Here is a 20,549-nt window from a genome sequence, read left to right on the forward strand (position 1 = left end):
ACGGCCGGAAGCGGATTATCCCCTCATCGCCTCAATGTACGAGGTCTTGAGAGGAGTACCGGACATGAAGATCATCGCAATGTTCGCCGCTGGCGCCCTGGCCGCGGGAACCGTCTTTGCCGCAGCCCCCGCCGACGCCCAGCGCCACGGCTGGGACGGCCCACGCGGCGGCCCCGGCTGGCATGGGCCGCATGGTAACCGCGGTTGGCACGGCCGTCGTGGCTGGGACGGTCCGCGTCACGGCTATCGCGGCTACCGCGGCGGGTATCGTGGTGGTGGCTACGGGTATCGCGGACCCCGCGGCTATGGCCGCACGCGCGTCGTATGCCGGATCGAGCGTGGCTATTACGGGCCGGTCCGTCGCTGCTTCCGCCGCTAAATCGCGCGCTGATACGGAACCGTAACGACCGAGCCTAGTTTATTAACATAGGTTGCAGGGCTCAGCGGAGTTCGCACCCAGTAGGAGATTATCATGAAGTTGTTCACCCTCGCCGCCGCCGGTCTCGTCGCACTCACCGGGCTCGCACCGGTCGGCATCGCCGCCGAAGCCTCGGCACAGCGCACGGTCGTCCATGAGCGCACCGTCGTGCGTCACAACGACAACCGTCCGGGCTATCGTCGCCACGTCGTCCGCACGCGCCAGGTTTGCCGCAACGTCTACCGCAACCATCATCGTCAGCGCGTCTGCCGCACGGTCCGCGTTCGTCGCTAAGACCGAGCCCGCGCCTAAAGCGGCTTGATCATCCCGCCCGACCCCGCCATATGCGCCGCGGGAGTCGGGCGGACGTGGTCGTCGCCAACTTGGTCAGATCCGGAAGGAAGCAGCCACAACGACTCAGCTACGGGTCGTCCCGGCTCCCACCGCGAACGTTTGCCAGCAAACGTGAGCGCGGCCAGCAGCGCGGGAGCGCTGACTGACGATGCGGCTAAGCCGCAGCGCACTTCTAAACGTCTCCTCAAGCACGCCGAACACCATCAGCGGCCCGGAACGCAACCACCCGTTCCCCAAACGTTCCAAACCAGTGTCCTACACGATCACCCCGTGCCAAGCCCGGCTCATGACCCACACCCCCGCCAAAACCGCCCCCGCAAGCCGCCGCGCCAAGCGAAGTACAGACTCTTCCCAGCGTCTATACTTCCTATACTTCACTCCCCTTCGACAGCACGCGCAGCACCCGCTATGACGACCGGAATGTCAGATTCCTTCGACTTGGGCGAACCCCCGCAGCCGGCTAAGGCGCCAGCCCAAACAGGGGACGTCGCCTACCGCGTGCTCGCACGGAAATACCGTCCGCAGACCTTTTCCGAGCTGATCGGACAGGATGCGATGGTCCAGACGCTCGGCAACGCGATCAAGCGGGACCGGCTCGCCCACGCCTTCCTGATGACCGGCGTCCGCGGCGTCGGCAAAACCTCGACCGCGCGACTGATCGCCAAGGCGCTCAACTGCATCGGCCCCGACGGCGACGGTGGCCCGACGATCGACCCGTGCGGCGTCTGCGAGCCGTGCTGCGCGATCGCCGAGGGCCGCCATATCGACGTGATCGAGATGGACGCCGCCAGCCACACCGGCGTCGACGACGTCCGCGAGATCATCGACGCGTCGCGTTATTCGGCGGTGACCGCGCGGTTCAAGATCTACATCATCGACGAAGTCCACATGCTGTCGAAGAACGCGTTCAACGCGCTGCTGAAGACGCTGGAGGAACCGCCGCCCCACGTAAAATTCCTGTTCGCGACGACGGAAGTGAACAAGGTGCCGGTGACGGTGCTCTCACGCTGCCAGCGCTTCGACTTGCGCCGCATCTCCGCCGAGCAACTGTCGAAGCACTTCGCCTGGGTTTCCGAACAAGAGGGCGTCGTCGCCGAACCCGAGGCGCTTATGCTGATCGCCCGCGCCGCGGAGGGCTCGGCGCGCGACGGCCTGTCGATCCTCGACCAAGCTATCGCGCATGCCGGGCTCGAAGGTGGCGGCGTAACCGCGGACGCGGTGCGCCAGATGCTCGGCCTGTCCGATCGCGGTGCGGTGCGTGACCTGCTCACGCTGATCCTCGCCGGCGACGGGGCAGGGGCGCTCGCCTCGATGCGCCGTCAATATGACTACGGCGTCGACCCGCTGTCGGTGCTCCGCTCGCTGCTCGAAACCGTCCACGGCATCACGCTGACCAAGGTCGGCACGCCGCCCGATGCCGCGCAGCCGATGGAGGAGCGTGCGGCGCGCGAGGAATGGGCGGCATCGCTCGGCTATCCCGCGCTCCACCGTCTGTGGCAGCTGTTCCTCAAGGGCCATGACGAGGTCGCCAAGGCGGCGCTCCCGATCGAGGCGGCGGAGATGGCGCTGCTGCGCGCGATCTACGCTTCGACGCTGCCGGACCCCGGCGAGTTGGCGCGGCAAATCGCCAGCGGCAGCGCCCCCGCGGCCGCACCAGCGTCGTCACCGCCGCCGCCACCTGTGTCCCCGTCCGGCGAAGCGCCGCCCTGGAACGCGGCATCCGCTGCGAAGGCGCCAGAACCCGTGGCCACCGGCCCGATCCTGCCGCCGACGTTTGAGGCGCTGGTCGATCTGCTCGACGAATCGGGCGGGCTCGCGATTGCCGCGCGCCTCCGTCACGGTGCGCGTGTCGTAAGCTACGCGCCGCCCGAATTCGCGCTCAGCGGCAGCCGCCCGGTCTCGGCGGACACGCTCGCCGAACTCAACACGCTGTTGAAGGCGGTGACGCGGACGGCGTGGAAGGTCTCGATCGTCGACGCACCCGGCGAGCCGACATTGCGCGAGGCGCAGGACGCCGCGGACGCCGCGGTGCGCCAGGCTATTCTCGAATCCCCCATCATGAAGGCCGCGGTGGCTGCGTTTCCGGACGCTCAGCTCGAATCGTGGCCAGGTCAAAGGAGCAACGCATGAAGAATATCGATGAAATCCTCGCCATGGCGCAGAACGTCCAGAGCGAGATGGAAAAGGCGCAGGCCAATCTCGACACGATCGAGGTCGAGGGCGCATCCGGCGGCGGCCTGGTCAAGATCAAGGCCTCCGCAAAGGGCCGTATTATCAACATCGCGATCGACGATTCGCTGATGCAGGTGAGCGAAAAGCAGATGCTCGAGGACCTGCTGACGGCCGCGTTCAACGACGCGCGTGCGAAGGCCGATGCCGTGTCGGGTAGCGAAATGTCGAAGATGACCAGCGGGTTGCAGCTGCCACCAGGCTTCAAGCTGCCGTTCTGATACCTGCGACCTAACCTTGCGCCGTCACCCTGGCTTTCGCTGGGGTGACGGTGTCGATCAGGACGTGCGCAAGCAGCCGTCCAGCCCGTCGTTCCGCACCACCGAAACCCGCCGCGACAACGTATTCCCGTGCTTCCGCACGAACCCATGCGGGTCGATCGCAGCGCGCTTCTTCGGCAATGGCAGCACCGCTGCGATCCGCCCCGCCTCGGTCGGCGACAGCTTCGACGCGTCGTGGTTGAAATACCGGATCGCCCCGGCGTTCGCGCCGTACGTCCCGATCCCGGTCTCCGCGATGTTGAGATACACTTCCATGATCCGCCGCTTCGGCCACAGCACTTCGATCAGCACGGTGAAATACGCCTCGAACGCTTTGCGCACATAGCCACCGCCCTGGAACAGGAACGCATTCTTCGCGGTCTGCTGGCTGATCGTCGAGCCGCCACGGATCCGCCCGCCCTGCGCATTACGCGCCGCAGCGCCCGCCATCGCCTTGAAATCGAACCCGTGATGCGAACAGAACCGCGAATCTTCGCCTGCGATCGCGGCGCGCGCCATGTCCGGGTCCATCTCCGACAGTGGCATCCAGTCCTTGGTGATGGTGTGCCCGGACATCAGGTCGCCCATCATCGTCCAGGTGAACGGCACCGGCACGAAGCGGTACAGCCCGACCCAGGCGCCCGTGACCAGCACGAACGTGAAGACGATCTTGGCGAAGATGCGGAGGAAGCCCATCGGCGTTCCTTATGCGATCGTCACGGACTCGCCAATGACCGCCCGTGCCGCCGCGACCCCGGTCTCGTATGCCCCGTGCGCGGTCGAGAAGTCGAACGGGTGGCACGCTTCGCCGGCGAAATAGATGCGGCCGTCGACCGGCGCGGCGAGGACGGCACGTTGCCCGGCCCGGCCGACGCGCGCGTGGCTGTAGCTGCCGCCGATAAAGGGTTCGTTGCGCCAGCGGGTCGCGGCGAGCGGCGTGAAGCGCTTGCGCCAGTCGCTGCCGAGCAGGCCGACGAGTTCGTCGATCGCGAACTGCGCCGCATCGCCGTCCTCCAGCATCTCCGCACAATCGCCCCCGAAGAAACTCTCGACGATTGGCCAGCCGAACGGCGACAACCGGTGGCTGGCGGTACACGCGCTGTACGGGTTGCCGATCAGGTGCGCGTTGGTCGGCCATTCAGGGCGGTCGACGTGGAGGAATACCTTGTCCGCGAGCCCGAGCGGGAGGTCGGCAGCGGCGGCATGCTTGCCGGGGAGCGGCGGGTCGAAGACGATCTGCGATTTGGCGAGAACGGTGGTCGGGACGCAGACGACGACGCGGTCCGCCTTCAATTGTGCCGGCGGGGGTGTCGAGCTTGAGGACGCGGCCGCTATGGTCGATCCGGGCGACCGGTGTTGAGATGTGGATGTTCAGCCCGGCCGCGTGGCTGGCCACGAGCGTGCCGTAGCCTTCTCTCACAGTCCAGTTGTCGTCTGTGGAGGCCTCTTCGTATGCGGCCCAATCGTGGAGCGAAACTTGGCTGAGGTTCGCGCCGTTGGCGTAGCCCGAGATCGCGTCGATCTTCGGGCGCCATTTGTCGTGGGCGTCGATGAAGTCGGAAAGGGGGTGGTCGGGGCCGTCCAGCGCCGCCATTGCGCGCGCGTTCCAGATTTGGTAAGCGGTTGGAGGAAGAGGCTTGATCCTCAGGTGGGAAGCCAAGGTTGCGCCATTGGCTACGCCAGTTCGCGTCCGAGCGATCGACAGTGAAGCCGGTAGCCTCTGCTATCGACGTCCAAGGATTTCGCTGGGCGGAATGTAGCCAGCCGCAACCAGCGTCGACATGTTCCCCCGTGGAGGGATTCCAGTCCCGGCCCTTGCCCTCGCGGGGGAACAAGCTTTTCAGGGACAAGCTCCAGGCGCGGCCTCCGAGCCGGTCGCAGGCCTCGATGAGCAGGACTTCCAGCCCCGCGTCATGCAGCGTCCTTGCCGCCGCGATCCCGGCCGCACCGCCGCCGATGACGACGGTGCGCACCAAACTAAGCCGCCAGCAGGCGCTTCTCGCCCGCGATGCGCATCATCGCTTTTTGCAGCTTCTCGAACGCGCGGACCTCAATTTGGCGTACGCGCTCGCGTGACACGCCGTAGACCTGTGACAGTTCTTCGAGCGTCTTGGGATCGTCGGTCAAACGGCGCTCGGTAAGAATATGCTGCTCGCGCTCGTTTAAATCGTCCATCGCCGACACGAGCATCGAGTGGCGAACATCCGCCTCCTGCGCATCGGCGACGATCTTGTCCTGCAACGGTGCATCGTCCTGCAGCCAATCCTGCCACTGGCCCTCCCCATCCTCACGCATCGGCACGTTGAGCGACGTGTCGCCGCCCATCGCCATGCGACGGTTCATGCTGACCACGTCGGTCTCGGCGACACCTAGGTCGGTCGCGATCTTGGTGACGTGCTCCGGACGCAGATCGCCGTCCTCGAACGCGTCGAGACGGCTCTTCATCCGGCGCAGGTTGAAGAACAGTTTCTTCTGCGCCGCGGTGGTGCCCATCTTCACGAGGCTCCACGAGCGCAGGATATATTCCTGGATCGACGCGCGGATCCACCACATCGCATAGGTGGCAAGACGGAAACCGCGCTCGGGCTCGAACTTCTTCACGCCCTGCATAAGGCCGATATTGCCCTCGGAGATCAGCTCCGACGTCGGCAGGCCATAGCCGCGATAGCCCATCGCAATCTTTGCCACGAGGCGGAGATGCGAGGTCACCAACTGCGCCGCAGCCTCGGTATCGCCATGCTCCTGAAAGCGCTTCGCGAGCATGTATTCCTGCTCAGGTTTCAGCAGCGGGAACTTCTTGATCTCGGCGAGATAGCGATTGAGACCCGCCTCGCTGCCGAGCGCAGGTATCGTCGCTGGAACGTTGGAGCGGGCTGCCATGGTCGTAATCCCTTTCTGCTGACCCCGATTGCCGCACTGCGGCCCCCGGTTGCCGCGTTGCGGCATGGTGTCGATTATCTATACGTGAAGTTGGGTGAACAGTTCCTGCATGTCTGCGGGCATTTCGCTTTCGAACGCCAAAGCGACGCTTTTCACCGGATGGATGAACCCCAGATGCGCCGCGTGCAAGGCCTGCCGGCGGAAACCGAGCGTTTCGAGCAGCGACTTCTGAGCTTGTTTTGTTCTACCATAGACCGGGTCTCCCAACAAGGCATGGCCGATCGACGCCATGTGCACGCGCACCTGATGCGTGCGCCCGGTCTCTAGCCTGCACTCGATCAGCGCGGCATCGCGGAGCGTCTCGATCGTGGAGAAATGCGTCACCGCCCGCTTGCCGCCCTCGACGATCGCGATCTTCTTGCGGTTCTGCGGGCTCCGAGCGAGTGGCGCATTGACCGTGCCGCTCGGCGGGCGCGGGATGCCACCAACGATGGCCGTGTAGCGCCGGTCGATACTGTGGTCGTGGAACTGCTTCGCCAGGCTTTCGTGCGCGCGGTCGGTCTTTGCGGCAATCATCAGCCCCGACGTGTCCTTGTCGATGCGGTGGACGATTCCCGGCCGCGCGACGCCGCCGATGCCCGACAGATTGCCGGCACAGTGGTGAAGCAGCGCGTTGACCAGCGTGCCGTCGAAATTGCCCGCGGCGGGATGGACGACGAGGCCCGCGGGCTTGTCGATCACGATCAGATCGTCGTCCTCATAGGCGACGACGAGCGGAATATCCTGCGCTTCGTTATGTAACGGCGTCGGCGGCGGGATCGCGACGGCGAACACCTGTCCCGCGGCGGTCTTCTTCGCCGAGTCACGCCATTCACGACCGTTTAGCGTCACGTGCCCCGCGGCAATCAAAGCTTTCAACCGCTCGCGCGACATGTCTGGCAGCACTTCGGCGAGCGCACGATCGAGCCTCCAGCCATCGATGGCTGGCGTAATCGATGCTTCGACGATGGAAACCCCCCGGTCCATGTCCTACCGATGTGGCGATGAGCGTGACGATTTCAAGCGAATTGGTGCAGCGGTTGGTCGCAGCGGCGGAAGCGTCGCCTGACGCGGAGATTTGTGGACTGCTGTTCGGGGCGGCTGAGCGGATCGACACGGCGGAGGCTTGTGCGAACGTCGCGGCGAACCCGGCGCGGGCGTTCGAGATCGATCCAAGGGCGTTGTTCGCCGCTCATCGGCGGGCGCGGGGAGGGGGCGTCCCCGTGATCGGGCATTATCATTCGCATCCGTCCGGTCTTCCTGTCCCGTCACCACGCGATGCGGCGCAGGCAATGGGTGATGGGGCGGTTTGGTTGATCCTCGGCGGTGGCATCGCGCGAGTGTGGCGATCGGTGGAGGTCGGCGTGTTCGTCGAACAGACAATCGAGCACATCTGAGGGGAACGCCATTCTCTTTCCCCCCTCCCTGAAAGAGAGGAGCCGGGGTGGATCGGCCGGTTTAATCCACGACGCATTAAACATCCGGAAACCGACCCATCCCCAACCCTCCCTTCCAGGGATGGGCGAAGAAGTATCCTCACCCCTTTCCGTGCAGGTATGGCAGAAATAGCGTTGTCGACCCGACCCATAAGTCACTCGAACCTCAAAAGTTGGCATTGCGCACTTGCCGCACCCCCGCCACAAGGCCCTCCAGAATTAGGGGAATTTCATGACGGTCAGCCCGGTCGACTTCGCGAGCCTGCTCTGTTCGCGCCTGTGCCATGACCTGATGTCACCGGTCGGTGCGCTCAACAATGGGCTGGAACTGCTCGCCGACGAGACCGATCCGGTGATGCGCGAGCGGGTCATGGAATTGCTAGCCGACAGCGCGCGCGCGTCCGCGAGTAAGCTGAAATTCTTCCGCCTGGCATTCGGCGCTGCCGGCGGGTTCGGCGAACATGTCGACACGCACGAGGCACGCAACGCGATCGAAGGCCTCGTTGCTGAGAATAAGCGGATCAATTTTGTCTGGGGCGTCGAGACACCGGCAATGCCCAAATCGGCAGTGAAGGTCCTGCTGAACCTTGCACTGATCGCGACCGAATCGCTGGTACGTGGCGGCACGATGGAAGTGGGCGGCGAGGAGAATGATGGCCAGCTTGAGATCGTCGTGAAGATCGAAGGTGGTCGGATCGTGCTGGACCCGGAAATCCGCCGGACCCTGGTTGAGGGCGAGGGCGTACACGACGTCACTCCGCGCGCGGCTGCCGCCTACATGATTAACACGCTCGTCAAGGATGCGGGCGGTACGGTGATTGTATCGGAACCTGCCGACGGCATCATGATCTTCGGCGCGGTGTTCGACGCGCGGTAAGTGATCGCAGCCGCAGCAGGGATAACCCACCCTTAACCTCATCCCTGCATTACAGGTTCGGAACGCCGGGCTGGCATGGACGATCTGTTAGAGGAATTGACCGCCGAGACGCGTGGAACGCTGGAGGGGATCTCCGGAGAAATCGTCGCAAGGGAAACCGATCCTGCCAATCGCGCGCGCGCCTCGACGCGATCTGTCGCTTCGTCCATATCGTTAAAGGAAGTTGCGGCTTCCTTGATCTCCCACGGCTCGCCCGAATGAGCCATGCGGCCGAAGACGTGCTCGTTGCGGTCCGCGACGGCAACGTGTTCCCAACACTTTGCTTGTCAACGCGGTACCCGGGATCGTCGATCGGATCGCCGCGATCGTCGATGGGTTCGATGCGGGCATTCCTCTAGACGAGGCGGGCGAGGACCTGTTGATCGCCGCGCTTGCGCCCGGTTCGCTACCCGCGGCGTCCGTTGCTGCCATACCCGTTGAACGCAGCACTAGCCACAGCGTCCGACTGAACGTCGATCTGCCCGATCACATGATGAGCGGCATATCGGACATGGTGTTGGCCCGAAACGAGCTGGCCCGCGGTCTCCGCGACGGCGACATCGATCCAAAGGTCGAGGCAGCACTCGAGCGGTTGTCGTTGACCGTCGCGGACATGCACGATACCGTGCGCGAACTCGGATGCAAAACGTCGAGGCGCCGTTCTCTGTACTGCCGCGGATGGTACGCGATACCAGCGCGGAGCTGTGCAAGGCGGTGAACCTCGTGATCGAGGGGCCGATGTCGAGCTGGACCGCGAGATGATCGAACTGAGGCGCGATCCACTCGTCCATATAATTCGCAACTCGATCGATCACGGCATCGAGACCCCGGCGGCACGTCGCGCGGCGGGAAAGCCGGAAACCGGCCGTTTGGTCGTTTCTGCGCGTCAATTGGGCAACCAGATACTCATCGAGATCAGCGATGATGGGCGGGGCATAGACGTCGCTCGGATCGTCGCGAGGGCTACCCAAGAGGACTGCATAGTCAGGCCGAACTAGCCGCGCAATGAACGAGGCTTCGCGACTTGAATTGATCTTCGCTCCCGGCCTGTCGAGCCGCGATGCGGTTACGGCAACGTCGGGCCGTGACGTAGGCATGGACGTGGTACGCGCCAATATCAAGCAGATCGGCGGCCGTGTCGTGCTGGCAAACGATCCCGGGCGAGGTTTGCGGATCGTCATTCATGTACCGCTGACCCTCTCGATCCTGTCGACGATTATCGTCGGCGTCGGCTCGCAACGCTTTGCTCTGCCGCGTCAGGCGATCGAGGGGATCGTCATGGTCCGTGGCCATCAGGTGCGACTCAACAAGATCGGTGATGCGGTGACCGCGATGGTGCGGGGGCGTCGGATTCCGCTCGTCTGGCTGGCAACGCTTTCCTCCCTTGGCACCGCTGCGCCGCCCACGTTGGTCATCGTATCGACTCGCGAGGGAAATTACGCGCTCGGCGTCGATACTGTTCTGGATACCAAGGAACTGGTCGTAAACACCGCGTCGCCGGCGGTGATGGCGGCCGCTGTCTATCCGGGACTGACCTTGCCGGACAACGGGCTGCCGATGCTGGTGCTCGATGCCTCTGGCATAGCCGCGATCGCCGGCCCTCGCTTTGCCCGGATCGCAGCAATCGACGCATCGGTGGCCGAAGCGGCTGTGGCAGGCGTTCCTGTGCTGTTGTTCGATGATCTCGATGGACAACGCTGCGCGATCGCCCTGCCGTCATTGACCGTATCGAGCCCGTTTCAATCGATGCGATCTGCTGGTCTGCAGGCGCGATGAGGCTGTTGGTCGGTGAAGCGATCATTCCGTTATACGCTATCGGCGATCTGGGCACGCGGCGCGACGTCGCGGTGCTCCGGTTGACCGACGGGGATAGCAAGATGGCCTATGCGATCGCCGAGGCGATCGAGATCGTCGAGCTGCCCGCCGATATGCCAATATTGCGCCTGCCCGTGGCGTAGGTCCGATCGCGAGCGTGGTGTTGATCGCGGGCGAACAGGTCGAGTTGGTTGATCCTCACGCGCTGTTTTCGGGTCAGCCGGTGACGATCGCATCGCAGACGATATGCCTGTTGCAGGTCGACGGTTCGGGCTGGATGGAGACGCTCCTCAAGCTCGCGCTGGAAGCATCCGGCTACCGATGCGTCACTGCGCTCGTCAAGGGAGAGACCGCTGCGGTTGCGCTGGCGATGGAAGATACGCCGTTGCGCGACACGCGTGCGCCGGTAGTGACTTTGGGGCGCTCGTGTCGACGAGCGAAGACTATGACATCGTCGCGGTCGGTGCCTCGACCGGCGGCATCCGCTGAGCCAGGTGTTCCGCGAACTGCCCGCTGAGTTCCGCCTGCCGATCGTCATCACACAGCATCTACAGGAATCGTTCATGCCGTATTTCGCGATACAGATCGCTTTGCTCGCCAAGCGTCCTTGCGATGTGGCGGTCGATCGGATGCGGAGTCTCGCCCGGGTCGGATTATAATCGCGCCGGGCGATGCGCATCTGAAAGCCGTGAAACTGTCCGAAGGCGGCGCGGCGTTCCTTCTCGCACACGAGGCGGTGGCAAGCGGCTGCATGCCGTCGGTCGACCCAATGATGGCCTCGTTCGCCGACGTGTACGGTCCACGCCTGCTCGCGGTCGTACTGAGCGGAATGGGGCCCGACGGCGCGGGGAGGGTGCGCGGCGCGTGCACGAAAGTGGCGGCCACGTCGTCGTGCAGGATCGGCAAAGCTCGGTGGTGTGGGTATGCCGAGGGCGATCGCCTCCTTGGGCATCGCAGACGCGGTGTTGGCCCAGAGCGCGATCGGTAGACTGGTCGCAACCGCGTCGGCCATGATGTAGGGCATTGCTCCATCACTTGCGGCATCGCAGACGACGATAGACATCCTGAACGCCTTGCTTGAGGCGCGCACCGATCAACAGATCGCCGCATATAGCTCATGGCGCCGGCGCGAGACCCGTGGTGCCTTAATGCCGGAGATCGTCGCCACGGACGTATCCGACGCCGCAATTGCGCGCGCGCGGTCCGGCCGGTTCTCGCAGTTCGAGATCCAGCGCGGTCTGCCGGTACGTCGCATGATCCGCTGGTCCGACACGACCGGAGGCGACTGGATCGCCAAACCCGAACTCCTCGGAATGATCGCATTCCGCCGGATGAACCTGGTATCCGATCCGCCACCGTCCGGACAGTTCGACATCGTCCTGTGCCGCAACGTGCTGCTGTACTCGTCCGCCGACACGAAGAGCGCGGTGTTTCCGAAAATCGCGAAGGCTATGAGGCCTGAAGGCATATTGGTGATGGGGGTCGGTCAAACCGTTATTGGCCAGACTTACGTGTTTGCGCCCAGCATGTGGTTCCGAGGATTTTACAAAAAGGTCGTTCAAGCCTGACCCGGTCGGACATGGTCGCCGTGACTTGCCGACGATCTGGCCATAAGGGCGAGGCATCATTCACAGGTGTCCCGCATGCGCAAATTCTTCGATCCCATTCTCGCGGGAGCAAACCTCAAGGATCGCCTCCTGGCGTGTCTGGGGGCGCTGCTCGGCATCGGCCTAACCAGCGCAATCAGTGCAGCGTTCGTTCACCCTCACGGCGCATTCCTACTGATTGCGGCACCGATGGGAGCGGCGGCGGTGCTTGGGTTTGCGACCCCGGCAAGCCCGCTTGCACAGCCTTGGCCGGTGATCGGCGGAAACACGGCCTCCGCGCTCATGGGTGTTGCCGTAAGGATGCTCGTACCGGCGCCCGAACTCGCAGCACCGCTCGCGGTCGGCGCGGCGATCCTCGTGATGTCGCTGACCCGCTCGCTTCATCCGCCTGCTGGCGCTGTGGCGCTGACCGCGGTCGTTGGCGGCCCGCCGTCCTCGACGCTGGCTTCGCGTTCGTGCTCGTGCCGATCGCGGTGAACTCGGCTATCCTGACTTTATGCGGAGTTCTGTTCCACCGGTTCTCCGGGCACAGTTATCCGCACCGTGTTGCCGGGATCGCACCTGCGTCGATCGATGCTGCGCTGCAGGCCGAGGACCTGGACAAGGCGCTAGCCGATCTCGGCGAGACGCTCGACGTCAGCCGCCAGGATCTCGATCTGCTGTTCGGCCGCGTCGAGTATCATGCCAGGCATCGCCGGACAGGCAGTACCGGCGGCGTTCCAATCGGACGCGAGTCCTAGCTGATCCCGAGATCGGCGGGGCCGAACGCGTCGGGAAGCAATTCAGATACGACATAGGTGCGGATCGCATCGCCTTCCGCCGCGCCGCAGTGCACGCGGAGGTCGCGCTTACCCATCTGCGCGGCCTCGTTGATGATCTGACGGCAGCGCCCACAGGGGCTCACTGGGGAACTGCCGGTCGCGCGACCCTCGGCGTCCATCGCGCCGCCGATCACGCCGATCGCGACGATATCGCAGAGGCGTCCCGCAGCGCTTGCAGTGGCGATCGCAACCGTTTCAGCGCACAGCGACAGGCCGTAACTGGCATTCTCGAAATTGGCGCCGGTGATCACGCTGCCGTCGTTCAGCAAGACTGCCGCGCCGACCGCGAACCGCGAATAGGGCGCGTGGGCGTTGCGCGCGGCGTCGCGCGCTGCTGCTACGAGTTGGATTGCTTGATCAGTCATGATGCCACCACGTCCCAGTTCACCGGTCCCTCGATCCCGTCGATGCGGCGGAAATCGCTCGCGCGCCAAATCCGCCACGGCCGCGCGGTGTAGTCGGGCTTGAGGATATTCTCCACCGCCCATAGTGGCCGCGGGACGGCGTCCGACAGCGTGTATTTCGAATCCACCGCCTTGCTGATCCGCAGCATCACCGGTTGCCTCGTGTGCGTCTCGACCATCGTCACGAACTGCGCGACGTCGGCGATCAGCGTCGCGCGGTCGGGCCGCGCGGTGCAGTCGTCGTGGAACGCGATATCGACCGCGGTCGGCAATGCGTCCGACGTACGCGGCACGAAGGTGTTGAAAGCGTTCGCCTGCTCGTCCGCGCGCTGGCACAGCGAATAGACATGGACCGCACCGCGTCGCAGGCCGGCCTCAGGAAGCGCCGCCCAATTCCCCTCAAATGTCGGATCGCGGCGGTCGGTGCCCGACGTCGCGACGATATAGGCGAAGTCGGCACCACTCGCGCGCACCGTGCCCCATTCGACCGAGCCGGGGTTCTCGGCAAGGTCGATGCCCTGCAACGGGTAGTGTTTGACGTCAGGGTGCCATCCAGTTGCCGCGGTCCAGCCGCAGATACCGACAAAGCCGGTTGCGGCCAGCGCGGCCGCGAATTTAAAAAGTCCGTGAGCCATGAGTCTTCTAGTTGCGGATGTGGAGGACGCAGATCAGCGTGAACAGCCGCCGCGCGGTGTCGAAATCGACCTCGATCTTGCCGTCGAGGCGCTCTTTCAGCAGCTCTGCCGCCTCGTTGTGGATGCCGCGGCGCGCCATGTCCACCGTTTCGATCTGCGCCGGGGAGGATTGCCGGATCGCCTGGTAATAGCTGTCGCAGATCGCGAAATAATCGCGGATCGGGCGGCGGAACCGCCCGAGCGCGAGCACCAAAGTCTCGAGATGCGTGTCGTCTTCGCGGTGGATATGGATGCCGAGGCGTCCTTCTTCCGACTGGAGCTTGATCTTGTAAGGCCCGGCATAGCCGTCGGCATAGGGACGCTGCGGGGCGAAGTGATTGCCCTCGATCAGGTCGAAAATCGCGATCCGCCGCTCCTGCTCGACGTCGGGCGAGCGCCAGCCGAGACTGGTCTCGTCGAGCTGCACGTCGATGATCCGCGGGTCTGACATTCGCTTTCGATAGCGGGGCGCATTCGACCTGTCACTGATACGAACGCCACCCAAGCCAACATTGCAGCGCGCTCCCCTCCCTGAAGGGGAGGGGCTGGGGGTGGATAGGCCAGCTTTGGCCGCAACCGTTCCGCGATACGGAAACCGACCCACCCCCAACCCCTCCCTGCCAGGGAGGGGCGAAGAAGGAGACGACTTATCCTCACATTCCGTCGCAGCGTGCTTGGACGCGCGCGCGCGCATCGCGTAGGTGCGAGGTATGGCAACTCTCGCATTCCCCGTTCCCGCTGTCCCCGAACCGCAGCAGCTTCCCCGCAACGTCGAGGCCGAGGCCGCGATGCTCGGCGCGATGATGATCGACAACCGTTTGGCGGACGATCTCGTCGACAAGCTCGAACCGGGGCATTTCTTCGAACCCGTCCACGGTCGGATCTTCGCCGCAATCAAGACGCTGCGCGGCAACGACATGCTGGTGACGCCGGTGACTCTCCGCCCGATGTTCGACGCGGACGAGGGTATGCGCGAGCTCGGCGGACCGGCGTATCTGGCGGGGCTGACCGGCAGCGGCGCCGGCTTGATCGGCGCTCGTCAGTTCGCGCAGCAGATCTACGACCTCGCGATGCTCCGCGCGCTCGTGTCGGTGGGGCGGACGCTGGTCGATCGCGCGATGGACACCTCCGAGGAGGTCAATCCGCGCGCGCAGATCGAACTCGCCGAGGAGGAGCTGTTCAAGGTCGCGGCGGATGGCGGCTCCGAGAACACGGTAAAGTCGTTCGCGCAGGCGACTACCGCGGCGGTCAAGATGGCCGAGCGCGCGCTGAACTCGGGCGGCAACCTGTCGGGCGTCACCACCGGCATCGATTCGATCAACGCGAAGATCGGCGGCATGCATCACAGCGATCTCATGATCCTCGCCGGCCGTCCGGGCATGGGCAAGACCTCGCTCGCCACCAACATCGCGTTCAACGCCGCGCGGCGCTGGATGCGCGACATGGCCGACGGGATCGCGCCCAAGGATTCGGTTGGCGCGAAGGTCGCGTTCTTCTCGCTGGAGATGTCCGCGGATCAGTTGGCAACGCGTATCCTTGCCGAGCAATCGCAGATCAGTTCCGAATCGCTCCGCATGGGCAAGATCAGCCGCACCGAGTTCGCGCAGCTCGCCGCCGCTGCCGCCGAGCTTGAGAACCTGCCGCTGTTCATCGATGACACCGGCGGCCTGTCGATAGGCGCGCTGCATACGCGCGTCCGTCGGTTGCAGCGTCGGCACAACAACGAGATCGGCCTTGTCGTGGTCGATTATCTTCAGCTCCTGTCGGGCTCAGGCAAGAGCAAGGACGGCAACCGCGTCCAGGAAATCTCCGAGATTTCGCGCGGGCTGAAGACGCTGGCGAAGGACCTCAACGTGCCGGTGCTGGCGCTGTCGCAGCTGTCGCGTGCGGTCGAAAGCCGCGAGGACAAGACGCCGATGCTCTCGGATTTGCGCGAGTCGGGATCGATCGAGCAAGACGCGGACATGGTCTGGTTCGTCTACCGCGAGGATTATTACGTCGCGTCGAAGGAGCCCAAGCGGCCGGCGGAGGGCGATAGCTCGAAGATCTTCGAGGACCATGCGTCGTGGGCGGCGGAGATGGAGCGGGTGTATGGTCTGGCAGAACTGATCATCGCCAAACAGCGCCATGGCGCAACGGGCAAGGTCCGGATGAAGTTCGACCCCACGATCACGAAGTTCTCGGATCTCGCGGAGTATTGAGGTCATTGTGTCCCTCTCCCCTTTGGGGAGAGGGAAGGGGCCCGCGGCTCTCGCCGTGGGAAGGGAGAGGGGAGTGCGGCTCGGGACGTTGCGTCCCAACGCCCCTCTCCCTTCCGTCGCCAAGTGGCTCCTCCCTCCCTCTCCCCGTAGGGGCGAGGGAAAGTGCTCAAATCATCGGATCATAGTCGGTCGGGGCGTGGATGCCACATTCGACCTTGTCGAAACTCCGCCAGCGGCCGGCGCGGGGGTCTTCGCCCGGGGCTACCTTGGTGGTGCAGGGCGCGCAGCCGATCGACAGGTACCCTTGCGCTTCGAGCGGATGCCGCGGCAACTCGTGCTCGGCGAAATAGGCGTCGAGCTTTGCCTTGTCCCAGTCGGCGAGCGGGTTGATCTTCAACCGGCCCTCGTCCTCCTCGAACCGCGGCAGCGCGGTGCGGGTCCCGGACTGGAATCCCTTTCGCCCCGAAATCCAGGCATCAAACGGGGCAAGGGCACGACGTAGCGGCTCGACCTTGCGCAGGTCGCAGCAGCCATCGGGATCGTAGGACCAGCGCAACCCCGTCTTGTCCTTGATCGCCAGCAACCGCGGATCGGGACGGAACACCCGCAGGTCCGTAAAGCCCAGTTTCTCCGCCAGTTCGTCCCGGTACGCCAGAGTTTCGCCGAACATTTTTTGGGTGTTGGTGAATATAACGGGGACTTCGACGTCGACCTGGGCGATCATGTGGAGGAGCACCGCGGATTCGGCGCCGAACGAGGACACCGCGGCGATCCGACCGCGCAGCTCGCCGACCAGCAGTTCGAACAGCATCTCCTGCGCGGAGACGCCCTCGAACCGGTCCTGCATCGCCATCGCGTCGGCGCGCGTGAACGCGGGGGTCACGTCGATCATGTCAAGCTTGCGTGCGGGCTCACCCATGGCGCAGCTTCCACACCGGCACAGCACCGTCCGCCGCCTTCTGGTACGGCGTGTCGTACCGCTCCAGGCTCGCACGCAGCACGTCGATGTCGATCGGTGCCTGGGGTGCGAAGCTGTCGAACCCGCAGCGCCGCATCAGCGTAATCTGGTCGACCAGCACGTCGCCCTGCGCCCGCAATTCGCCGGTATACCCCGCCTCACGCAAGATTCGCGCGGACGAATAGCCGCGCCCGTCGCGGTAGCCGGGAAAGCTCACCTCGATCAGCGCGAGCTGGTCGATCTGCGGCAACAGCGCGCGTGCATCGTCACCCGCTTCCAGGCGAACGGCGGCCGCGTTGCTCTGGCCGATGAACGAATCGAGCGTCACCGCGGGCTCGTCATGCGGCTCGTCGTCGCGGAATCGGAGCAATGTCTGGTCCGGATACTCAACCATAGATCGCCTCCTTGAACGTCTCGAAGCCGACGCGGCGGTAGGTGTCGAGGAAACGCTCGCCGGTCTCGCGGACCTGAAGATAGCGGTCGGTAACGCGCTCGATCGCGTCGACCACGCCGTCCTCCGAGAAACCGGGCCCGGTGATCTTCGCGAGGCTGACGTCCTCCGCACCCGAGCCGCCGAGCGAGAGCTGGTAATTCTCGGTGCCCTTCTTGTCGACGCCGAGGATGCCGATGTGGCCGGCATGGTGGTGGCCGCAGGCGTTGATGCAGCCGCTGATCTTGAGCTTCAGTTCGCCCAGATCACGCTGGCGATCGAGGCTGCCGAAGCGCGTCGCGATTTTCTGCGCGAGCGGGATCGAACGCGCATTGGCGAGGCTGCAATAGTCGAGACCCGGGCAGGCGATGATGTCGCTGATCAGGTCGAGATTGGCCTCGGCGAGTCCGGCATCGTTGAGCGCCGACCAAACCGCGTGCAGGTCGGCGATACGGACGTGCGGCAGGACGATGTTCTGCGCATGCGTGACGCGCAGTTCGTCGAAGCTGTAGCGCGTGCCGAGATCGGCCATGACGTCGATCTGGTCCGCCGACGCGTCACCGGGGATACCGCCGATCGGCTTCAGGCTGATATTGACGATCGCATAGCCCGGCTGCTTGTGCGCCTTCACGTTCTGGTCGAGCCAGACGGCGAAATCGGGATCGCTGCGGTCGATATCGGTCGACGCGTTCGGGTCGAAATCGGGCGCGCCGAAGTGGCTCGTGATACGCTCGAGCTCGGCGCGCGGCGGATCGAGGCCCAAGCCCTTCACCGCGGCGAACTCCTCCTCGACCTGGCGGCGATATTCGTCGGGGCCGATCTCGTGGAGCAGGATCTTGATCCGCGCCTTGTAGATGTTGTCGCGGCGGCCATAGCGATTGTAGACGCGCAGGCACGCCTCGAGATAGCTCATCAGGTCGTCGGCGGGGACGAAGTCGCGGATCTCGTGGCTGATCATCGGCGTGCGGCCCATGCCGCCGCCGACGAAGATCTTCGCGCCGAGTTCGCCGTCGCGAACGTGCAGCCCAATGCCGATGTCGTGGAGGCGCATCGCCGCCCGATCCTCGTCCGCCGCGATCACGCAGATCTTGAATTTGCGCGGTAGGTAGGTGAATTCGGGGTGGAACGTCGACCATTGGCGGATCAGTTCGGCCCACGGGCGCGGATCGGCGACCTCGTCCGCGGCGGCGCCGGCGAACTGGTCGGAGCTGATGTTGCGGATGCAGTTGCCGCTGGTCTGGATGGCGTGCATCTCGACTGTCGCCAGCTCCTGGAGGATGTCCGGAGTCTGATCGAGCTGGATCCAGTTGAACTGGATGTTCTGCCGCGTGGTGAAGTGCCCGTAGCCGCGATCGTACTTACGCGCGATATGGCCGAGCATCCGCATCTGGCGCCCGTCGAGCGTCCCATACGGCACCGCGACGCGCAGCATGTATGCGTGCAGCTGGAGGTACAGGCCGTTCATCAGCCGCAACGGCTTGAACTGATCCTCGGTCAGCTCGCCAGACAGCCGGCGGCGGACTTGGTCGCGAAATTCATCGACGCGCTGGTCGACGATCGCCTGGTCGTATTCGTCGTATTTATACATGCGGGGTTCCGGAGAAGGATTGGTTCACGCGAAGGCGCGATGGCGCGAAGAGATTCAGAAGGATTTTGTTCGCGCGGAGACGCGGAGACGCGGAGGAGAAAGCACCCGCGCTTGCGGGCAACAAAGCTGAAGCGGCTAGCGAGCGTGAAGGCCGCTGCGCGGCAAGCGCAACACCTCCGCGTCTCCGCGTCTCCGCGTGAATCATATCACCCAGCTGCCGGCGGTCGGGTCGGCGGGTTTGAGGGTCAGGTCGGGCCGCATCGTCGGGCCTAAAGCGCGGATGCGGTCCTTGATGTGGGCGGGGCGGGGGCCTTCGTCGGTTTGCGTCGCCTCTATCAAATAGGGCACGTTGACGCGGCGTGCGCCTTCCTCAGCCTGGAGGATGGATTCACCCGCAACGCCGACGTCGACCGCGTCCTTGACGTGGCGCGACCAGCCGTTGCCGGTCCACCACACGACATCGCCAGTAGGAAGGTCGTTTCCGGTCAACAGCTTCATGCGGCGGCGTCCTCTGCTACGCGGGCCCAGCGGGCGAGTTTGTCTTCGGCGTCCGACAGTTCGACGACTTCGCCGACGACGATGATCGCGGGGCTTTTGACGGCCTCGCGAGTCACCATCGCACCGAGGTCGGCGAGTAGCGTGCGGATCGCCCGGCTGCCTTGCAACGTGCCGCGCTCAAGCACGGCAACCGGCATGTCGGGCGCGACACCATCGGCCATCAGCTTATCGGCAATGTCGGTAGCCGACGCGATGCCCATGTAAATGACGAGCGTGCGGCCTTGGCCAGCAAGTCCGGCCCAGTTCTGGTCGCTGAGCCCCTTGCACTGGCCTGCGACGAAGCTGACCGCGCTGGAATGATCGCGGTGGGTGAGCGGCAGCATCGCTTCGGCGGCGCAACCAAGTGCTGCCGAGACGCCGGGGATGACCTCGACGGGGAGGCCGGCGGCACGGACCGCCTCGACTTCTTCGCCGCCGCGACCGAACACGAACGGGTCGCCGCCCTTGAGGCGGATGACGATCGCGCCGGTCTTCACATGCGCGATGATCAGCGCGTTGATCGCCTCCTGCGGCAGCGTGTGGCGCGCGCGCTGCTTGGCGACCGAGATGCGCTGTGCGGACGGCGGCGCGATGTCGAGCACGCGTGGGTCGATCAGTCCGTCGTGCACGACGACGTCGGCGGTCTTCAGCGCCTCGACCGCGCGGACGGTCAGGAGACCGGGATCGCCCGGGCCCGCCCCGACGAGGATGACGCGTCCGCGGGCGGTAGGGTCTAGGAGGCTTGCCATGCGACCGGAGATGGGCGGATGGGCGCTGTGCTGCAACCGAATGATGCTTTGGCGGTAGGTAGGATTGCTTTTGCGCCGGGTCGGCAGGCCCGACGACCACTCGTCATCCCCGCGGAGGCGGGGACCCATATGCTCGGACGAATGCAATCCTGCGGCAAAGCCTGCCAGTATGGGTTCCCGCCTGCGCGGGAATGACGGAACGCGCTTTGACCGAGCCTTCAATCGATATCATG

At 64.7% G+C, this 20,549-nt stretch carries 32 protein-coding genes and 1 other RNA gene; 19 read left to right on the forward strand and 14 right to left on the reverse strand.

All coding sequences use genetic code 11. The features are described 5' to 3' along the window. The first annotated feature begins 64 nt into the window (after positions 1–64). The 5 genes from U1708_RS16510 (at position 65) to U1708_RS16530 (ending at position 3,222) form a co-directional block, all read left to right on the forward strand. Positions 65–379 (forward strand): hypothetical protein, encoded by a 315-nt coding sequence (locus U1708_RS16510; protein WP_332747010.1) that lies wholly within the window; start codon positions 65–67, stop codon positions 377–379. Positions 380–472: 93 nt separating this feature from the next. Beyond that, positions 473–712, forward strand: a complete 240-nt coding sequence (locus tag U1708_RS16515) for a hypothetical protein (RefSeq protein WP_332747011.1) — start codon at positions 473–475, stop codon at positions 710–712. A 58-nt stretch (positions 713–770) separates the two neighbouring features. Beyond that, an RNA gene (gene ffs, locus U1708_RS16520) (signal recognition particle sRNA small type) lies at positions 771–864 on the forward strand. A gap of 328 nt (positions 865–1,192) precedes the next feature. Next, positions 1,193–2,902: a DNA polymerase III subunit gamma/tau gene (locus U1708_RS16525; protein ID WP_332747012.1), complete on the forward strand. Its 1,710-nt coding sequence runs from the start codon at positions 1,193–1,195 to the stop codon at positions 2,900–2,902. Then, positions 2,899–3,222 carry a YbaB/EbfC family nucleoid-associated protein gene (locus U1708_RS16530; protein WP_056063013.1) on the forward strand — a complete coding sequence of 108 codons (324 nt, stop codon included), beginning with the start codon at positions 2,899–2,901 and terminating at the stop codon, positions 3,220–3,222. Before U1708_RS16525 ends, U1708_RS16530 begins: the two co-directional genes overlap by 4 nt. Before the next feature lie 57 nt (positions 3,223–3,279). Here the strand turns inward: U1708_RS16530 and mtgA are convergent, their stop codons facing one another. From mtgA to U1708_RS16555, 5 genes are all read right to left on the reverse strand, one after another. Next, positions 3,280–3,957, reverse strand: coding sequence for a monofunctional biosynthetic peptidoglycan transglycosylase (gene mtgA / locus U1708_RS16535; RefSeq protein WP_332747014.1), 678 nt, complete (start codon positions 3,955–3,957; stop codon positions 3,280–3,282). Between the two features lie 9 nt (positions 3,958–3,966). Further along, positions 3,967–4,554, reverse strand: a complete 588-nt coding sequence (locus tag U1708_RS16540; protein WP_332747016.1) for a flavin monoamine oxidase family protein — start codon at positions 4,552–4,554, stop codon at positions 3,967–3,969. A 38-nt stretch (positions 4,555–4,592) separates the two neighbouring features. Next, on the reverse strand, positions 4,593–5,234 hold the full coding sequence (locus tag U1708_RS16545) for an FAD-dependent oxidoreductase (RefSeq protein WP_332747018.1): 642 nt from the start codon (positions 5,232–5,234) through the stop codon (positions 4,593–4,595). 4 nt (positions 5,235–5,238) lie between these two features. Continuing rightward, positions 5,239–6,141 (reverse strand): RNA polymerase sigma factor RpoH, encoded by a 903-nt coding sequence (rpoH, locus tag U1708_RS16550; RefSeq protein ID WP_056048373.1) that lies wholly within the window; start codon positions 6,139–6,141, stop codon positions 5,239–5,241. A gap of 78 nt (positions 6,142–6,219) precedes the next feature. After that, positions 6,220–7,167, reverse strand: coding sequence for an RluA family pseudouridine synthase (locus tag U1708_RS16555; RefSeq protein WP_332747019.1), 948 nt, complete (start codon positions 7,165–7,167; stop codon positions 6,220–6,222). Positions 7,168–7,184: 17 nt separating this feature from the next. Here U1708_RS16555 and U1708_RS16560 point away from each other — a divergent pair, with 17 nt between their 5' ends. Next, positions 7,185–7,577, forward strand: coding sequence for a M67 family metallopeptidase (locus U1708_RS16560; RefSeq protein ID WP_332747021.1), 393 nt, complete (start codon positions 7,185–7,187; stop codon positions 7,575–7,577). Positions 7,578–7,848: 271 nt separating this feature from the next. Continuing rightward, the gene (locus U1708_RS16565; RefSeq protein ID WP_332747023.1) at positions 7,849–8,493 is read left to right on the forward strand and encodes a histidine phosphotransferase family protein; all 645 of its coding nucleotides are present in this window, start codon (positions 7,849–7,851) and stop codon (positions 8,491–8,493) included. Between the two features lie 38 nt (positions 8,494–8,531). Here the strand turns inward: U1708_RS16565 and U1708_RS16570 are convergent, their stop codons facing one another. Then, entirely contained in the window at positions 8,532–8,759 is a 228-nt protein-coding gene (locus tag U1708_RS16570; RefSeq protein ID WP_332747024.1) for a hypothetical protein, read from the reverse strand. Between U1708_RS16570 and U1708_RS16575 the strand changes: the two genes are divergently transcribed. The 11 genes from U1708_RS16575 (at position 8,703) to U1708_RS16625 (ending at position 12,694) form a co-directional block, all read left to right on the forward strand. Then, positions 8,703–8,891: a hypothetical protein gene (locus U1708_RS16575; protein ID WP_332747148.1), complete on the forward strand. Its 189-nt coding sequence runs from the start codon at positions 8,703–8,705 to the stop codon at positions 8,889–8,891. The genes U1708_RS16570 and U1708_RS16575 overlap by 57 nt on opposite strands. Beyond that, complete coding sequence (locus tag U1708_RS16580) at positions 8,813–9,250, forward strand: hypothetical protein (RefSeq protein ID WP_332747025.1); 438 nt, start codon at positions 8,813–8,815, stop codon at positions 9,248–9,250. Before U1708_RS16575 ends, U1708_RS16580 begins: the two co-directional genes overlap by 79 nt. A gap of 40 nt (positions 9,251–9,290) precedes the next feature. Further along, positions 9,291–9,530 (forward strand): ATP-binding protein, encoded by a 240-nt coding sequence (locus tag U1708_RS16585; RefSeq protein WP_332747027.1) that lies wholly within the window; start codon positions 9,291–9,293, stop codon positions 9,528–9,530. A 97-nt stretch (positions 9,531–9,627) separates the two neighbouring features. Next, positions 9,628–10,308: a chemotaxis protein CheW gene (locus U1708_RS16590; protein WP_332747028.1), complete on the forward strand. Its 681-nt coding sequence runs from the start codon at positions 9,628–9,630 to the stop codon at positions 10,306–10,308. Further along, a complete protein-coding gene (locus U1708_RS16595; RefSeq protein ID WP_332747029.1) occupies positions 10,305–10,490 on the forward strand; it encodes a hypothetical protein in 186 nt (61 codons plus the stop codon). Before U1708_RS16590 ends, U1708_RS16595 begins: the two co-directional genes overlap by 4 nt. A gap of 14 nt (positions 10,491–10,504) precedes the next feature. After that, on the forward strand, positions 10,505–10,864 hold the full coding sequence (locus U1708_RS16600) for a hypothetical protein (RefSeq protein WP_332747031.1): 360 nt from the start codon (positions 10,505–10,507) through the stop codon (positions 10,862–10,864). Then, entirely contained in the window at positions 10,842–11,006 is a 165-nt protein-coding gene (locus U1708_RS16605; RefSeq protein ID WP_332747033.1) for a hypothetical protein, read from the forward strand. The genes U1708_RS16600 and U1708_RS16605 overlap by 23 nt, the downstream gene beginning before the upstream one ends. Next, entirely contained in the window at positions 10,955–11,335 is a 381-nt protein-coding gene (locus U1708_RS16610; RefSeq protein WP_503676849.1) for a chemotaxis protein CheB, read from the forward strand. The genes U1708_RS16605 and U1708_RS16610 overlap by 52 nt, the downstream gene beginning before the upstream one ends. 85 nt (positions 11,336–11,420) lie before the next feature. Then, a complete protein-coding gene (locus U1708_RS16615) occupies positions 11,421–11,915 on the forward strand; it encodes a CheR family methyltransferase (protein ID WP_332747036.1) in 495 nt (164 codons plus the stop codon). A 75-nt stretch (positions 11,916–11,990) separates the two neighbouring features. Further along, a complete protein-coding gene (locus U1708_RS16620; protein ID WP_332747038.1) occupies positions 11,991–12,431 on the forward strand; it encodes an HPP family protein in 441 nt (146 codons plus the stop codon). After that, positions 12,410–12,694: a hypothetical protein gene (locus tag U1708_RS16625; RefSeq protein ID WP_332747040.1), complete on the forward strand. Its 285-nt coding sequence runs from the start codon at positions 12,410–12,412 to the stop codon at positions 12,692–12,694. Before U1708_RS16620 ends, U1708_RS16625 begins: the two co-directional genes overlap by 22 nt. Here U1708_RS16625 and cdd read toward each other — a convergent pair. Genes cdd through U1708_RS16640 form a run of 3 tightly spaced genes read right to left on the reverse strand, consistent with a single transcriptional unit; the run spans position 12,691 to position 14,304 of the window. Further along, entirely contained in the window at positions 12,691–13,140 is a 450-nt protein-coding gene (gene cdd, locus U1708_RS16630) for a cytidine deaminase (protein ID WP_332747041.1), read from the reverse strand. The genes U1708_RS16625 and cdd overlap by 4 nt on opposite strands. Beyond that, complete coding sequence (locus tag U1708_RS16635; protein ID WP_332747042.1) at positions 13,137–13,814, reverse strand: glycoside hydrolase family 25 protein; 678 nt, start codon at positions 13,812–13,814, stop codon at positions 13,137–13,139. Before U1708_RS16635 ends, cdd begins: the two co-directional genes overlap by 4 nt. A gap of 7 nt (positions 13,815–13,821) precedes the next feature. Next, positions 13,822–14,304, reverse strand: a complete 483-nt coding sequence (locus tag U1708_RS16640) for a UPF0262 family protein (RefSeq protein WP_332747043.1) — start codon at positions 14,302–14,304, stop codon at positions 13,822–13,824. 259 nt (positions 14,305–14,563) lie between these two features. On the opposite strand from U1708_RS16640, the gene U1708_RS16645 reads away from it, so the two are divergent. Continuing rightward, on the forward strand, positions 14,564–16,054 hold the full coding sequence (locus U1708_RS16645; protein WP_056050676.1) for a replicative DNA helicase: 1,491 nt from the start codon (positions 14,564–14,566) through the stop codon (positions 16,052–16,054). 166 nt (positions 16,055–16,220) lie between these two features. Here U1708_RS16645 and U1708_RS16650 read toward each other — a convergent pair whose 3' ends face one another. From U1708_RS16650 to cobA, 5 genes are all read right to left on the reverse strand, one after another. After that, complete coding sequence (locus U1708_RS16650; RefSeq protein ID WP_332747044.1) at positions 16,221–16,973, reverse strand: phosphoadenylyl-sulfate reductase; 753 nt, start codon at positions 16,971–16,973, stop codon at positions 16,221–16,223. Next, a complete protein-coding gene (locus tag U1708_RS16655) occupies positions 16,966–17,406 on the reverse strand; it encodes a DUF934 domain-containing protein (RefSeq protein ID WP_332747045.1) in 441 nt (146 codons plus the stop codon). The genes U1708_RS16650 and U1708_RS16655 overlap by 8 nt, the downstream gene beginning before the upstream one ends. After that, positions 17,399–19,030 carry a nitrite/sulfite reductase gene (locus U1708_RS16660; protein ID WP_332747046.1) on the reverse strand — a complete coding sequence of 544 codons (1,632 nt, stop codon included), beginning with the start codon at positions 19,028–19,030 and terminating at the stop codon, positions 17,399–17,401. Before U1708_RS16660 ends, U1708_RS16655 begins: the two co-directional genes overlap by 8 nt. A 201-nt stretch (positions 19,031–19,231) precedes the next feature. Beyond that, positions 19,232–19,528, reverse strand: coding sequence for a DUF2849 domain-containing protein (locus U1708_RS16665; RefSeq protein WP_332747047.1), 297 nt, complete (start codon positions 19,526–19,528; stop codon positions 19,232–19,234). Beyond that, positions 19,525–20,316, reverse strand: coding sequence for a uroporphyrinogen-III C-methyltransferase (gene cobA, locus U1708_RS16670; RefSeq protein ID WP_307084499.1), 792 nt, complete (start codon positions 20,314–20,316; stop codon positions 19,525–19,527). Before cobA ends, U1708_RS16665 begins: the two co-directional genes overlap by 4 nt. Positions 20,317–20,549 lie beyond the last annotated feature (233 nt).

The sequence above is a fragment of the Sphingomonas arabinosi genome, assembly GCF_036663715.1.
Taxonomy (GTDB): domain Bacteria; phylum Pseudomonadota; class Alphaproteobacteria; order Sphingomonadales; family Sphingomonadaceae; genus Sphingomonas.

What these genes read in the sequence shown, in the direction of transcription:
- U1708_RS16510 (WP_332747010.1), top strand. Translation starts at nt 65, where the DNA reads ATGAAGATCATCGCAATGTTCGCCGCTGGCGCCCTGGCCGCGGGAACC.
- U1708_RS16515 (WP_332747011.1), top strand. Translation starts at nt 473, where the DNA reads ATGAAGTTGTTCACCCTCGCCGCCGCCGGTCTCGTCGCACTCACCGGG.
- U1708_RS16525 (WP_332747012.1), top strand. Translation starts at nt 1,193, where the DNA reads ATGTCAGATTCCTTCGACTTGGGCGAACCCCCGCAGCCGGCTAAGGCG.
- U1708_RS16530 (WP_056063013.1), top strand. Translation starts at nt 2,899, where the DNA reads ATGAAGAATATCGATGAAATCCTCGCCATGGCGCAGAACGTCCAGAGC.
- mtgA (WP_332747014.1), bottom strand. Translation starts at nt 3,957, where the DNA reads ATGGGCTTCCTCCGCATCTTCGCCAAGATCGTCTTCACGTTCGTGCTG.
- rpoH (WP_056048373.1), bottom strand. Translation starts at nt 6,141, where the DNA reads ATGGCAGCCCGCTCCAACGTTCCAGCGACGATACCTGCGCTCGGCAGC.
- U1708_RS16555 (WP_332747019.1), bottom strand. Translation starts at nt 7,167, where the DNA reads ATGGACCGGGGGGTTTCCATCGTCGAAGCATCGATTACGCCAGCCATC.
- U1708_RS16560 (WP_332747021.1), top strand. Translation starts at nt 7,185, where the DNA reads ATGAGCGTGACGATTTCAAGCGAATTGGTGCAGCGGTTGGTCGCAGCG.
- U1708_RS16565 (WP_332747023.1), top strand. Translation starts at nt 7,849, where the DNA reads ATGACGGTCAGCCCGGTCGACTTCGCGAGCCTGCTCTGTTCGCGCCTG.
- U1708_RS16570 (WP_332747024.1), bottom strand. Translation starts at nt 8,759, where the DNA reads ATGGCTCATTCGGGCGAGCCGTGGGAGATCAAGGAAGCCGCAACTTCC.
- U1708_RS16585 (WP_332747027.1), top strand. Translation starts at nt 9,291, where the DNA reads ATGATCGAACTGAGGCGCGATCCACTCGTCCATATAATTCGCAACTCG.
- U1708_RS16590 (WP_332747028.1), top strand. Translation starts at nt 9,628, where the DNA reads ATGGACGTGGTACGCGCCAATATCAAGCAGATCGGCGGCCGTGTCGTG.
- U1708_RS16595 (WP_332747029.1), top strand. Translation starts at nt 10,305, where the DNA reads ATGAGGCTGTTGGTCGGTGAAGCGATCATTCCGTTATACGCTATCGGC.
- U1708_RS16620 (WP_332747038.1), top strand. Translation starts at nt 11,991, where the DNA reads ATGCGCAAATTCTTCGATCCCATTCTCGCGGGAGCAAACCTCAAGGAT.
- cdd (WP_332747041.1), bottom strand. Translation starts at nt 13,140, where the DNA reads ATGACTGATCAAGCAATCCAACTCGTAGCAGCAGCGCGCGACGCCGCG.
- U1708_RS16635 (WP_332747042.1), bottom strand. Translation starts at nt 13,814, where the DNA reads ATGGCTCACGGACTTTTTAAATTCGCGGCCGCGCTGGCCGCAACCGGC.
- U1708_RS16640 (WP_332747043.1), bottom strand. Translation starts at nt 14,304, where the DNA reads ATGTCAGACCCGCGGATCATCGACGTGCAGCTCGACGAGACCAGTCTC.
- U1708_RS16645 (WP_056050676.1), top strand. Translation starts at nt 14,564, where the DNA reads ATGGCAACTCTCGCATTCCCCGTTCCCGCTGTCCCCGAACCGCAGCAG.
- U1708_RS16650 (WP_332747044.1), bottom strand. Translation starts at nt 16,973, where the DNA reads ATGGGTGAGCCCGCACGCAAGCTTGACATGATCGACGTGACCCCCGCG.
- U1708_RS16655 (WP_332747045.1), bottom strand. Translation starts at nt 17,406, where the DNA reads ATGGTTGAGTATCCGGACCAGACATTGCTCCGATTCCGCGACGACGAG.
- U1708_RS16660 (WP_332747046.1), bottom strand. Translation starts at nt 19,030, where the DNA reads ATGTATAAATACGACGAATACGACCAGGCGATCGTCGACCAGCGCGTC.
- U1708_RS16665 (WP_332747047.1), bottom strand. Translation starts at nt 19,528, where the DNA reads ATGAAGCTGTTGACCGGAAACGACCTTCCTACTGGCGATGTCGTGTGG.
- cobA (WP_307084499.1), bottom strand. Translation starts at nt 20,316, where the DNA reads ATGGCAAGCCTCCTAGACCCTACCGCCCGCGGACGCGTCATCCTCGTC.